This window comes from Hymenobacter terrestris (assembly GCF_013377905.1).
GTDB classification, from domain to species: domain Bacteria; phylum Bacteroidota; class Bacteroidia; order Cytophagales; family Hymenobacteraceae; genus Hymenobacter; species Hymenobacter terrestris.
In genome coordinates, this window is the sequence record NZ_JABKAV010000032.1 from 26701 (window position 1) to 38879 (window position 12179).

General features: G+C 61.4%; 11 protein-coding genes. 5 read left to right on the forward strand and 6 right to left on the reverse strand.

The genetic code is table 11. From position 1 onward, the window contains the following. Positions 1 to 88: 88 nt before the first annotated feature. From HW556_RS11600 to HW556_RS11610, 3 genes are all read left to right on the forward strand, one after another. Entirely contained in the window at positions 89 to 1249 is a 1161-nt protein-coding gene (locus HW556_RS11600) for a pyridoxal phosphate-dependent aminotransferase (RefSeq protein WP_176900209.1), read from the forward strand. Positions 1250 to 1309: 60 nt separating this feature from the next. Next, positions 1310 to 2155 carry a prephenate dehydrogenase gene (locus HW556_RS11605; protein WP_176900210.1) on the forward strand — a complete coding sequence of 282 codons (846 nt, stop codon included), beginning with the start codon at positions 1310 to 1312 and terminating at the stop codon, positions 2153 to 2155. A 76-nt stretch (positions 2156 to 2231) separates the two neighbouring features. Beyond that, positions 2232 to 3317: a chorismate mutase gene (locus HW556_RS11610; RefSeq protein WP_176900211.1), complete on the forward strand. Its 1086-nt coding sequence runs from the start codon at positions 2232 to 2234 to the stop codon at positions 3315 to 3317. 189 nt (positions 3318 to 3506) lie between these two features. Here HW556_RS11610 and HW556_RS11615 read toward each other — a convergent pair whose 3' ends face one another. Continuing rightward, on the reverse strand, positions 3507 to 4748 hold the full coding sequence (locus HW556_RS11615) for a tetratricopeptide repeat protein (protein ID WP_176900212.1): 1242 nt from the start codon (positions 4746 to 4748) through the stop codon (positions 3507 to 3509). Positions 4749 to 4905: 157 nt separating this feature from the next. On the opposite strand from HW556_RS11615, the gene HW556_RS11620 reads away from it, so the two are divergent. After that, positions 4906 to 6279 (forward strand): lysophospholipid acyltransferase family protein, encoded by a 1374-nt coding sequence (locus tag HW556_RS11620; RefSeq protein ID WP_176900213.1) that lies wholly within the window; start codon positions 4906 to 4908, stop codon positions 6277 to 6279. Here HW556_RS11620 and HW556_RS11625 read toward each other — a convergent pair. The 4 genes from HW556_RS11625 to HW556_RS11640 all read right to left on the reverse strand — a co-directional run bounded on the left by HW556_RS11625 (position 6276) and on the right by HW556_RS11640 (position 9637). Beyond that, a complete protein-coding gene (locus tag HW556_RS11625; RefSeq protein WP_176900214.1) occupies positions 6276 to 6581 on the reverse strand; it encodes a hypothetical protein in 306 nt (101 codons plus the stop codon). The two genes, HW556_RS11620 and HW556_RS11625, sit on opposite strands and share 4 nt — an antisense overlap. Positions 6582 to 6812: 231 nt before the next feature. Beyond that, positions 6813 to 7073, reverse strand: a complete 261-nt coding sequence (locus HW556_RS11630; RefSeq protein WP_176900215.1) for a hypothetical protein — start codon at positions 7071 to 7073, stop codon at positions 6813 to 6815. A 642-nt stretch (positions 7074 to 7715) separates the two neighbouring features. Beyond that, positions 7716 to 8909, reverse strand: a complete 1194-nt coding sequence (locus HW556_RS11635; protein ID WP_176900216.1) for a trypsin-like peptidase domain-containing protein — start codon at positions 8907 to 8909, stop codon at positions 7716 to 7718. Positions 8910 to 9055: 146 nt separating this feature from the next. After that, positions 9056 to 9637 (reverse strand): RNA polymerase sigma factor, encoded by a 582-nt coding sequence (locus HW556_RS11640; protein WP_176900217.1) that lies wholly within the window; start codon positions 9635 to 9637, stop codon positions 9056 to 9058. A gap of 134 nt (positions 9638 to 9771) precedes the next feature. Between HW556_RS11640 and HW556_RS11645 the strand changes: the two genes are divergently transcribed. Beyond that, positions 9772 to 10017: a hypothetical protein gene (locus HW556_RS11645; protein WP_176900218.1), complete on the forward strand. Its 246-nt coding sequence runs from the start codon at positions 9772 to 9774 to the stop codon at positions 10015 to 10017. Between the two features lie 174 nt (positions 10018 to 10191). Here the strand turns inward: HW556_RS11645 and HW556_RS11650 are convergent, their stop codons facing one another. Next, entirely contained in the window at positions 10192 to 11997 is a 1806-nt protein-coding gene (locus tag HW556_RS11650; protein ID WP_176900219.1) for a hypothetical protein, read from the reverse strand. Between the last annotated feature and the right edge of the window lie 182 nt (positions 11998 to 12179).

The following is a 12179-nucleotide window of genomic DNA, read 5'->3' on the forward strand; positions in this document are numbered from 1 at the left end:
CCAAAAACCGTTGTGGCAGAGCTGGTTTGAGTTGACTCCCGGCTCAATGCAATCCACCGTTCGTCCTAATAGCTAAAACACCAGTCAGATGCAAGTTGCCAGCCGCCTGCAGCATACCCAGGAATATTACTTTTCGCAGAAGCTGCGCGAAATTGCCGCGCTCAATCAGTCAGGAGAACCCGTGATTAATCTGGGTATTGGCTCGCCCGATTTGCCACCCCACCCGCGCGTGGTGGCGACCCTGACGGAAGCCGCCCAGCGGCCTGACGCCCATGCTTACCAGAGCTACCAAGGCGTGCCCGCTTTGCGGCAGGCCATGGCTGGCTGGTACCAGCGCCAGTACGGCGTAACGCTCGATCCGGCCACCGAAACACTGCCCTTGCTGGGCTCCAAGGAAGGCATTATGCATATAAGCATGACTTTTTTGGAGTCTGGCGACGAGGTGCTACTGCCCAATCCCGGCTACCCGGCCTACCGTGCCGCAGCCCAGCTCAGCGGTGCCACCCCCCGCGACTACGACCTGACGGCCGAAAACAACTGGCTGCCTGACTTGGAGGCATTGGCCCGCCAGGACTTGCGCCGGGTGAAAATCATGTGGGTCAATTATCCGCACATGCCCACCGGCACCCCGCCGCCCCCCGGCTTTTTCGAGCGGCTGGTAGCGTTTGCCACCGCCCACGATATTCTGTTGGTGCACGATAACCCCTATAGTTTCATCCTCAACGAGCAGCCCGCGCAAAGCCTGCTGGCGGTGGCGGGCGCGCGCGAGGTGGTGCTGGAGCTGAACTCGCTCAGTAAGTCGCACAACCTGGCGGGCTGGCGGGTGGGGCTGCTGGCCGGCCGCGCCGACTTGCTCCAGCAGGTGCTACGCTTTAAAAGCAACCTCGACTCGGGCATGTTTCTGCCGGTGCAGCTGGCGGCCGTGGTGGCCCTGGGCCTGGACGACAGCTGGCATCAGGAACTGAATGCCCGGTATGCCGCCCGCCGCGAACTGGTGCTGGAGCTGCTGGCGCAGCTCGGCTGCTACCCCATACCGGGCCAGGTGGGCCTGTTTGTGTGGGCTGCCGTGCCGCCCGCATACGCCGACGGTTACGCCCTAAGCGACGCGCTATTGCATCAGGCCCGCGTGTTTCTGACACCCGGCGGGATATTCGGCAGCAACGGCAACGGCTACATTCGCGTGAGTTTATGCCAGCCGCCCAAAGTGCTGCAAGCGGCGCTGAAACGGGTGCAGGCAGTGAGCTGGTAAGCAGCGCACACAACGCCAGTATCATTCCTTCTTACTCCACACATTATACATAGTAAAAGTATGGTTGTCAGTATCATTGGGATTGGGTTGATTGGCGGTTCGCTGGCCCTTGGCCTGCGCGAAACCGGGTTGGCCCACCATATTATCGGCCTCGACCACAGCCCCCAAAACCTGGCGCAGGCCCTGGCGCTGGGGCTGATTAATGAGCCGGCTGATAACCTGCCTGAGGCCGTGGGCCGGGCCGATCTGGTGGTGGTGGCGGTGCCCATGGATGCCATGCTCACGGTGCTGCCCCAGGTGCTCGACGTGGCCACCGACCGGCAGGTAGTTATTGATGTGGGCTCGACCAAGGAGCTACTGCTGCGCCAGGTAGCCGACCACGCCAACCGGGCCCGCTTTGTGGCGGTGCACCCCATGGCGGGCACCGAGCACTCGGGACCCGAAGCCGCGGTGCCGAAGCTGTTTGAGGGTAAAACCTTGGTGGTGTGCGACGCAGCCGCCAGTGCGCCCGACGCGCTGGCGCGGGTAGAGGCCGTGTTCGGGCGCTTGGCTATGCAACTGACGTATATGTCGGCCGCCGCCCACGACCTGCACGCTGCGTACGTGTCACACATCTCGCACATCAGCTCGTTTGCTTTGGCGCTTACGGTGTTGCAGAAAGAGCAAAGCGAGCAGCAGATATTCGCGCTGGCCAGCGGCGGTTTCGAATCGACGGTGCGGCTGGCCAAAAGCTCGCCCGCTATGTGGGTGCCCATTTTCCGTCAAAACCGCGACAACGTGCTGGATGTAGTAGATGAGCACCTGCGCCAGCTTCAGCACCTGCGCGACCTACTTGCCGACGGCAACGACGCCGGCCTCTATGAGCAAATCGAGCAGGCCAACCGGATTAGGAAAATTTTAAAATGAGGAGACAAAGGGGCAAGGTCATCATGCTGAGCCCTATACCATCTCCAAACCCTCAACACATTCATTCCCCGAACTCATGCCTCAGACAGAAGCCCAAACGGCTGTTGCCACCAAATTTCCCAGTAAAAAGCCGCTGATTATTTCCGGGCCTTGCTCGGCCGAAACCGAAGAACAGCTGCTGGCTACCTGCACGCAACTGGCCGCTACCGGCCGGGTCGATATGCTGCGGGCGGGCATCTGGAAGCCGCGCACCAAGCCGGGCATGTTTGAGGGTATTGGCACCAAAGGACTGCCGTGGCTGCAAAAGGCCCGGCAGCTAACGGGCCTGCCAACTACCGTGGAGGTGGCCACACCCAAGCACGTAGAGGATGCGCTGGCCTTTGAGGTGGATGTGCTCTGGATTGGGGCCCGCACCACGGTAAACCCCTTTTCGGTGCAGGCGCTGGCCGATGCGCTGCGCGGCGTGCAGGTGCCGGTGTTCATCAAAAACCCGGTCCACCCCGATTTGGAGCTGTGGCTGGGGGCAGTGGAGCGCCTCGCCAAGGCCGGAGTGAAGGACATTGGCCTGATTCATCGGGGCTTCGCCAGCTACGGCAACACCGAGTACCGCAACGCGCCCATGTGGCATCTGCCCATCGAAATGCGGCGGCGCCTGCCCGATTTGCCGCTCATCTGCGACCCCAGCCACATCTGTGGCAACCGCACCGGCCTGGCTGCCGTGGCCCAGCAGTCCATCGACCTGGGGTTCGACGGCCTGATGCTCGAATCGCACATCGACCCCGATAATGCTTGGTCAGATGCCAAGCAGCAGGTGACCCCGCAGCGCCTGGCCGAACTGCTCGATGGCCTGATATGGCGCCAGGAAACCACCGACCAGCAGGAGTTCCTGACAGTACTGGCCCAACTGCGCGAGCAAATCAACCAGCTCGACGATGAAATTCTGCACCTGCTGGGCCAGCGGATGCAGGTGGCCGAAAGTATTGGCCGCTACAAAAAGGAAAACGACATCACTATTTTGCAAACCAGCCGCTGGAACGAAATTCTGGAGCGCGGCATCCGCAAAGGCGACCAACTGGGCCTCACCGCCGACTTCATTCGCAAGTACTTCGATGCCGTGCACCTCGAATCCATCAACCGCCAGAACAGCGTGATGAACAAATGAGGTAGCGCCAAGATATCCGGCAAAAAAGCGTCATGCTGAGCGCAGCCGAAGCATCTCTACCGCAGTAGTATATGATTACTGTTGCGGTAGAGATGCTTCGGCTGCGCTCAGCATGACCGGTTTTTTGCCGGCTGTGCATTCACGCGGGGGAAGTCCGTTAGCCTTTCAGCTAGCCCGCCGCAGGCCCGCTCACTGCTTCACAGACTCTTTTTCGGGCTTGCTGAGCTTCTTTTTCTGCTGACTAGCTGGCTGTGCGGTGCTCTTGTTAGGGCCGGCCTCTTCGACCTGAGCCGACGCAGGAGGGTTTGTGGAAGTTGTTGTTGCTGATGGCGCTTTGGCTGCCTTGGGTTCTCCGGTAGCCGCCGCTTTCTTCGCGCCTTTGTCCTTCGAAGGCTTACTGCTTTTCGCCGGCTCGGTCTTCTGAGCCTGCGTTGGTTCGGCTTTCTTAGGCTCGGCCTCCGGCTGCCCCTTTAGTACGGGCTCGTCTTTAACTGCATCAGCATCAGTGGGCGGCGATAAAGCCTCGGCGGGCGGGGCTGCTCGGGCGGTATCGGGTGCTACTGTCGGGGCAGTGGGGACTTCGGGGTTGGTTTGCCGGATGCGTTCCTCTATTTCTTTCAGCAGAAAGCCGGCATCCTCTTTCCGGTGGGCATCGGGGAAGAACTGTCGGGCAAGGCGGGCCTGGCCGCGGGCTTTTTCCAGCTCGCGCAGCTCCAGCAGCACAAAGGCCATATTCAGGTGCACCGTAGGGTTGCGCGGACGCAGTTGCAACGACCGCTCGAAGGGGGCCAGACTGGCCTGGAAACGGCCCAGGCGCTGGTAGGCGTAGCCCAGCGCAAAGTAAGAAAGGTAGTCGCCCTGGCCGTGGGCATGGGCCTGCTGATACTCGTTGATGGTACGCAGAAACACCTCGTCTTCGCCAATGCCTGCTTCGGCGCAGTCGCACTGCTGCACGGTGTAGTAGTAGTCGCCCAGGGCCCGCGAGAGGCGGTAGTTGGCAGGGTAGCGGCGCTGCAACCGTTCCAGCACCTGCCGCACCGCAAAGCGGTAGCGCAGGCTGTCGAGGCCCAGTTGGCGCAGGCTGTCGGGGGCCAGGTCGAGCAGCTTCAGGTCGCGGAAGGCAAAGCGCCGGAGCTGGTCGGTATTGGTGTAGTAGCGCAGGGCCAGATCGGCTTTCTCGATGACTACGGCGGGGTCGGCGTTGCGCGGATCGAGGCGGGCCAGCAGCTGCCAGGCGCTGTTGTAGCGGCGCTCCAGCACCAGCTGCCGGGCTTGCCGCAGCGTGGCGGCCTGGGTAGGAGCGGGGGCTGGCGAAGGGCCGGATTCGAGCGTATCGGAGGCTACAGTTTGGGCATGAGCAGCCACCGGGCGCAGCAGGCTGCCGGCACTCAGCAAAAAAAGCAGCAAGAAAAGCAGCAGCGAGCGGTTCATAAGGCGTAAAGATGCGCGACCCGTCGCAAACTACTGTCCAAGCTATCCGAAAAGTCGGAATCTGGTGAATTGTGGTTTGGCTGCCGGCTCGGCAGGCGGCAACTAGAGCCAATAAACAACTACCGGTTTCCGCCAAAAATCTACCTTTCTTGTAGCCATGCTTTTCTACAATGTCATGAAGCCCCTGGTGCAGGTGGCGTTGCGCGTTTTCTTCCGTCGGCTCGAAGTGCGCAACCGCGAGCGGCTGCAAGGGCCGGGGCCGCTGCTCATCGCCAGCAACCACCCCAACACGCTCATGGACCCGCTGGTGGCCGCCGTCAACCGCCGCCAGCCCATTGCGTTTCTGGCCAAAAGCACGTTTTTCCAAAACCCGATTCTGCGCGCCATTATGGAGTCGGGCAACTCCATTCCCATCTACCGCCGCCAGGACCTCGAAACCGGGGCCGAAACGCTTACGTCGGCTCAGCTCGAAGCCCAGAACGAAAAGGCCTTCGGGCGCTGCTACGACTACTTCGACCGCGGCGGCACCATCATGATTTTCCCCGAAGGTACCAGTGTGTCGGAGCGGCGGCTGCGGCCCCTCAAAACCGGAGCCGCCCGCATTGCTCTCGGGGCCGAAGCCCGTCGTGATTTCCAGCTGGGGCTGCGTATTCTGCCCTTTGGTATCAACTACTTCGACCCCCAGCGCTTCCGCTCCGACGTGTTCATCAACCCGGCCGAACCCATTTTGGTGGCCGATTACGCCGCGCAGTACCGCCAGGATCCCGAAGCCGCCGCCGAGGCCCTCACCACCGAAATCCGCACTCGCCTGGCGCAACGGCTCGTCATCACGGTTTCCGATGAGGAGGATGAGTTGATAACCCAAGTGGAGCGCACCTTTGGCCAGCACCTGATTCAGGACGACGAAGAAACGCTCTACGACAATTTTCAACTCAGCCGCACGCTGCTGAGGGCCAGCCGCTACTTCGGGCAGCACGATCCGGAGCGCCTTGCCGAGCTGCGCCAGCGCCTGCACGCCTACCTGCAGCAGCTGGAGCAAATGGGCCTCACCGACGATGCCCTGGCTGCCCGTGGCCCGGCCGGCACCCGCGCCAGCCGGGCGCTGCTGGCATCGGGGCGCCTGCTACTGGGCCTGCCGGTATATGTATACGGGCTGCTCAACAACTATCTGCCCTACATTATTCCGTCGTGGGTGGCGCGCCGGGCCACCAGCGAAGCCGAGTTCGTGGCCCCCATTATGCTGACAGTGGGCATGATTACGTTCACCGGCTTTTACCTGGGCCAGACGGCCCTGGTGCAGCACGTCACGCAGGACTGGCGCTGGACGCTCCTCTATTTTCTGAGCCTGCCGGTATCGGGCTTCTATGCGCTCGGTTACGCCGGCACCCTGCAGGAGCGGCAACAGCGCCTGCGGGCCTTGCGCCTGTTTGGCAGCCAGCGGCCGGTCATGGAGGCCCTGCTGCGTCAGCGGACTACCCTGCTACGCCTCCTGCGCGAAGCACGCGAGGCTTACTTAGCGCGAACCCGTTAAACTTCGGCGCTAAAACAGGCTGTTTCCGGTTTTTTGGCCGGCTCCTCGCGCAGCAGCTCGTTGTGCAGCATGGCCTCGGCGTAAGGCGTGAGCTTCTTTCTTTTTATAGCGCGCCGCTGCTGCCAGGTAAGCTTGGGTTCGGCTACGCTGGTGGCTGCAATCTGGCCGTTGTTGGCTGGTTGCCCGTTCGCGGGCTTAAGGCTACCGTTGGCCACAGGGCGGGTAGTGGGCTGCTGCGCATGGGCAGGAGTTACCAGCGCAATAGATCCTGCCAGCAGGAAAAACGATACCAAGATTTTCATAATGAAAGAAGTTTAATAGCAGGAATATTTAGTCGTAGGCGGCCAGATCAATCTAGACGGGCAGTTGCATGACTTGGGTCTTAAGCAAGTATTTATATTGCTTGTGCAAGTATATGGATAAAATATTATTGATAAAAGTATATTTGTAAGTACTTCACATAAAAAAGCCTCCTCCCATCGGGAAGAGGCTTTGCTTTTGCTGCAAACCACGGCTGGTCTTCCTGTTGCGGGTTACTGGGTATTGTGGTCTTCGAGGGCCTCAGCCGTCTTCGATATGGCAACAACAGCCACGCTGGCCAGCACAGCAATGCCCACAATAATCTGAACGGGAGTAAAGCGCTGCGAGATTTTGCGCAGTAGCGAGCTGCCATGCTTTACCATATCGTCGAAGTGCTCCTGCTCGCCGCGGAACACCCGGTAGCCGCTTTGCAGCGTGTTGATGATGTCTTCGGGTAGAATTTTTTCTACTTCGGTGGAGAGTTGGTTGCTCATAGTAAAAAGGCAGAATCAGCTGTAAAAGAAGTCTGGGGCTGCCCAAGCGGGCTGCCTTCGAAGCTGTACGCACATCAGCCGATTTTGATACCTGGATTTGCAAAGAAACCGCTACGGACGGGCTTAGCAGGGCAGCGGCCCTACTCCACGACAGCAACAGGCTACTGCTGCGCAGGTCTTCGCTTACCTGGCAGTGGTAGGCTCCGGCTGCCAAGCTGCTTAAATCAACCGGCAACCGGTGGGGATCCATAGCCATAGTGCGGTCGAGGGCGTGGCGCACCGTATTTAGGCGGCCACGAGTCCGGACAAAGATTTGCGAAGAAAAGTGCGGCGGTCCATGAGGCTGATGGGTTGGTGAAAGAACAAGAACGGAGTAAGCTATTAGGGAGAAGTGAACTAAACAGCCAACCCTACACCATGCTCCGCAACCTCTGTTGGCTAAAAGACAAGCGGCCGGGCCCCAGTTTTAATATTGGATACAGAATAGGGTGTGATTTTCTTGGTGCGCTATCGGTTGGCCCGGACATGTGAACGTAGAAGTTTAAACATCAATATGTTGGGTTGTTATAGATCGGCAATTCGCACAAAAAAGCCCTACTGCCGAGGCAGTAGGGCCGGAACGTTTAGCTTGCAGCCAAACGCTTATTCGTACACTTTCACCACGAACACATAGTCTTGGAGCTTGCGGATTTGCTGGGGGCGCGTGGCGCCGCCGAGCTGGTTGTAGCGGGGCAGGTTGTAAGGCTTGCCCGCACCGGCGGCGCTCAACGAGTCCACCAGCCGCATCAGGTACGACGATTTGGTGGCGAAGGCGGCGCTCTGCACGTCCATCTGCCGTCCGCTTACTACCCCAATCAGGTTGCCGCGGTCATCGAGTAGCGGGCCGCCCGAGTTGCCGGGGTTCACCGGAATGCTTACCTGATAGAAACCCGTGTCGCCTTCGAAACCCGAGCGGGCGCTCAGCGAGCCGTCGTTGAATACCAGGTCTTCGCGCGGGTAACCAAGGGTGTATACCTTCTCGCCCAGCTCCGATTGTCCCCGCTTAAAAGCGTAAGGCAGGCGACCAAAGCCGGTGAAATCCTTGTCGGTAATCTGCAGAATGGCCAGGTCGTGGGCCACATCGGTAAACACGGTTTCGGCCCGGAAGCGCTGCTGGCCCCGCTCAATTAGCAGCGAGTCGGCCCCCTGAATAACGTGGTAGCTGGTTACGAGGTAGCCATCAGCGGTCAGGGCAAAGCCTGTGCCGCTGAACTTGCCGGGGTTAAGGCGTTCGGCGGGTGCGCCCGCATCTATCTGGGTGATGGCGCGGTTCATGCTGCGCTGGTCGCGCTTAATGCGCTCCACTTCGCGGCGCAGCATCGTGTAGCCATTGCGCGACGAGGAGGTTTGCTGGGAAGTACGGTACATTTCCAGGCCTAGCAGGGTCGTGAATACGGCCAGCACGGCCACGGCGGCGGCCACCATCATGGTGGCGCGGTGGCCCTGCCAGAAGGCGCGTAGTTTCTGCTCGGTACGCGAAATACGCAGCATGGGCCGTGGGGCCTGCCCGGAGGCGAACTGCTCGCCCCGCTCGTCCTGCTCGGCCACTTTAGCCAAATCGAGGCGAGGAGCCTGCTCGGTCACCATATCGGCATGGATGGCCGCCAGGCGCTGGCGCAGTGCCAGGCGCCGCCCGTAGCCGGTCAGCGTACCGGTCAGCTCCTCAAATTCGGTCAGGCGCTGGGCCAGCGCGGGGTCGGCGGCCAGCCGGTGCTCCAGGGCCGTCCGTTCCGCATCCGCCAGTCCGCCGGCGCGGTAGGCTTCGAATAAGGCGTAGTAGTCGGCTTCGGTTTTCATTGTGTACAGCTTAGAGCCTCGTGGTTAGTGCTTATTAGATAGGACCTCGTGTATCGTTCGTGGTGCTTGGCAGAGTCAGCAGGAAAATCCTGAAAACTGTCCGGTTGCATCCTACGGCCTAAACACTGAGAACTAGGTTCTAAGCACTAATTAGATTCCTGGTACTGATTGAAAAAGAGCTTTTTCAGGCGTACCAAACACTTGTATTTCTGGTTTTTGGCGTTGTCGGCGTTGGTGTAGCCAAACTCGTCCGTTAATTGCTGCATCGACTTATCGAGCAGGTAAAAGCCTTCGAGCAGCGAGCGGCAGGGCTCCCCAATCAGGTCGAGCGACTGGGCCATAGTGCCCAACTGCCGTTCCTTTTCCTCGGCCCGTTCCAAGTCGGCCTCGGCACCGGTTTCCAGGAAGGGCTCATGGTCGTCGAGGCGGCCGCCGAAGCGGGTTTTCTCGGCGAGCCGCTTGAGCCACAGGCGGCGGCAGACCGCGTAGAGGTAGGTTTTGATCTGGCAGCTGAGCTCTAGGGAGCCGTCGCGGACCTTCTCGTAAAATACCATTACGCCCTCCTGGTACACGTCCTTGGCTTCGTCGTCGGTGCCGCTGTTTTGCAGCACGTAGTGCGAAATCATAGGAAAATGCAGCCGGTAGAGCTGGGCCAGCGCCCGTTCGTCGTCGCGGCGGATGGCCGCCACGAACTCCTCATCGGTGTAGGAAGGTTGACCCTTACCCATTCGCTTTGTTGCTTAATACGTGGAGGAGGGTTGGGTAACCCGCCGAAAATTTATTTTTCGACAGCAGGTTACTATTGGCCGGTTTACGGATGAACCGCGTTTTTCGGATCATATATTTCCAACCAACCCCCAACATGAAAAATTTCCTGAAAGCTTCGGCCCTGGTAGCCGTTTTCGCCGCCGCCCTCACTTCGTGCGAGCAGAAGGCCGTTGAAACCACCACTACCACCGACATGACCACGATGGACGCCACCACGACCACCATGGACACGACGGTAACGACGACCGAAGTTGCTCCAGTTAACACCGAAACTGCTCCCGTAACCACGGAGGCTTCTTCGACGACCACTACGACCACCACTACGGAGGAGGTTAAGTAGTAAGTGCTGACCGGCCCCGCCGGTTTGCCATAGCAGCCCGGGTTCCGCTAATGCGGGGCCCGGGCTGTTTTTTGGCCGAAACGGGCTGTAAGATAGGACTCCGCTGCAGGAGTTAGTGCAGTTTAGTAGCCAGCCGCTGACTACCAATTAGATAGTGTTTGGGTGACTGCCGAGCTACAGCTTCTCCTCCAGCCAGAGCATGCCCGCGCCCATTACCACTAAAACGTAGCCCCACCAGCGGGGCCAGGCTTCGCGCCCAGCCATACCACCAGCGCCTAGGCTCTCCACTGTTGCTGGGGCTACGGTTGGGGCGGCCGCCGACTGTGCGGCAGCTAACTGCCAGTGCGGCTGCTCGGGCCCACGCCATTGCCCGGAGGCGTAAACATAAAACCACTGCCGCGCCGCGCCTGTCCGGGCTTCGTGCCAGCCGGCCGCTGCTGGCCAATAGGTGGCAGTGCTCCACTCAGGTACCTGGGCGTCGGGGCGCAGGGTGGCCGATACGGCTGTGCCGGTGGGTTCAGTAATGGTAAGCGGGCCGGTAGTCGCACCGGTGGTGCGCAGTTCCAGCGGCGCGTTGGGCCGGGGCCAATGGCTGAGTGGCGCTATGCTAAGCGCGGCGGGCCGGGGCGGGCGAATGGCCCCGAGTAGGCGGCTCCAATAGGCCTCGTACACCGCCACTTGGCCGCCTAACTGCCACGGAAACGTTTCGGTAATCGTACTCACCGCCACCGTGCCCAGCCCCAGGCGCCGTGCCGCCGCAACTGCCTGCCCGCCCGCGCCGAGGCTGACGAGGGGCCGCAGCCCTTCTGTGGGCCGCAACGTGGCCGGTACCAGCGCTGTAGCGCCGGCCGGGGCCTCGGGCCAGCGCAGCCCTTGGGCCATAGCGGCAGCGGCTGCCGGGCGCGCCTGCAACCCGAAGCCCGCCCCGGCAGGCAGCTGGCGGGGAAGAGTAGGCGCATCGGCTAGTAGCAGCAGGCCGGCAGTGCCATTGTCAATGGCCGTGCGCAACGCCGCTGTTTCGCCCCCCCCGAAGCTGGCCAGCGTGGCCGCGTCGGTCAGTACTACATCGAAGCGGCCGAGCAGGGCAGGGGTCAGGTTGCCCAGGGCAGGCGGGCTGGGCAGGTTGAGAAACTCAGTTTGGGTGAGGCCCCGGCTTAGTCCGGTGCGCAAAGCCACCGCGTACTGGCGGCCGGCCAGATAGTTTTTTAGAAACCGCAACTCGAACGATGGCGCGGCGGCCAGCAACAACACCCGCAACGGCTCGGCGGCAAGCACCTCTACCGGAACCGGCTCGCGGGCCACGGGTTGGTCGTTGCCACGGGCTTCCAGCGCGTATACCGCCCGGCCCGCTACCCGCGGCGTAAAGCGCAACCGGAATTCCCCTCTACCCCGCGGCAGCCGTACTGAATCACGCACGGTGCCGGCCGCGTGCAGCCGCAGCCACACCGGCCCGGCTTCGGCCGCCACAAACGAGCCGCTCACCGTCCAGACTTCGCCCAATGTGGGCCGCGCTTCCCAGGCTGCCTGCCGGAAGCCAACTATTGGCGCGTCGGTGTGGGCTTCCAGCGCTGTGCCCGCCAGCGCGGCTACATCGGCAGCCGGCAGGCCCTGGCCCAGCACGTGCAGGCGGCGCAGTCCCGGCAGGCCAGCCCGAATGGCGCTGGCATTGTGAAAGGTGGGCGTATCGGGGGCGGCAGTGGTTGTGGTGGGGGCAAAGCGCCACAGTGGGGTACCCGGCCCAAGGCGAGCCAGCAGTGATGCCAGCGTGTCGGAAGAGTATCCGGGCGTGAGCAGCACCGCCGTGGTGGCTCCTGGGGCCGCGGCCGGCCGGGCACGGGTAGGTGGCAGGGCGGTCAGGGCCAGCCCGGCCGCGGCCAGCAGCCCGGCCGCCACGCGCAGCCCCCGCCGCCGCGTATCGGCCCGGCGCAGGGCCAGTACGGTAAGCAACACAGCCAGCAACAAGGGGAGCAGGTAGAGCATTTTTTAGTGCGTAGAGCTTGGAGCGTAGAGCTTAGGTGCCTTTGAATCGATGTAGCGTGCAGATCCGGCTGCGCTTAACGTTAAACGAAATCGTTCGGGAGTCAGCAACGACACGCGAAGCTGGAGCTTCGCGCTACATCAGTTCAGTAAATCAAAATAGCGGCGGGGGAGGTGGGGGGTGG

Excerpts from the sequence above, each read along its gene's own strand:
- HW556_RS11600 (WP_176900209.1), top strand. The coding sequence starts at position 89 with ATGCAAGTTGCCAGCCGCCTGCAGCATACCCAGGAATATTACTTTTCG.
- HW556_RS11605 (WP_176900210.1), top strand. The coding sequence starts at position 1,310 with ATGGTTGTCAGTATCATTGGGATTGGGTTGATTGGCGGTTCGCTGGCC.
- HW556_RS11610 (WP_176900211.1), top strand. The coding sequence starts at position 2,232 with ATGCCTCAGACAGAAGCCCAAACGGCTGTTGCCACCAAATTTCCCAGT.
- HW556_RS11615 (WP_176900212.1), bottom strand. The coding sequence starts at position 4,748 with ATGAACCGCTCGCTGCTGCTTTTCTTGCTGCTTTTTTTGCTGAGTGCC.
- HW556_RS11620 (WP_176900213.1), top strand. The coding sequence starts at position 4,906 with ATGCTTTTCTACAATGTCATGAAGCCCCTGGTGCAGGTGGCGTTGCGC.
- HW556_RS11625 (WP_176900214.1), bottom strand. The coding sequence starts at position 6,581 with ATGAAAATCTTGGTATCGTTTTTCCTGCTGGCAGGATCTATTGCGCTG.
- HW556_RS11630 (WP_176900215.1), bottom strand. The coding sequence starts at position 7,073 with ATGAGCAACCAACTCTCCACCGAAGTAGAAAAAATTCTACCCGAAGAC.
- HW556_RS11635 (WP_176900216.1), bottom strand. The coding sequence starts at position 8,909 with ATGAAAACCGAAGCCGACTACTACGCCTTATTCGAAGCCTACCGCGCC.
- HW556_RS11640 (WP_176900217.1), bottom strand. The coding sequence starts at position 9,637 with ATGGGTAAGGGTCAACCTTCCTACACCGATGAGGAGTTCGTGGCGGCC.
- HW556_RS11645 (WP_176900218.1), top strand. The coding sequence starts at position 9,772 with ATGAAAAATTTCCTGAAAGCTTCGGCCCTGGTAGCCGTTTTCGCCGCC.
- HW556_RS11650 (WP_176900219.1), bottom strand. The coding sequence starts at position 11,997 with ATGCTCTACCTGCTCCCCTTGTTGCTGGCTGTGTTGCTTACCGTACTG.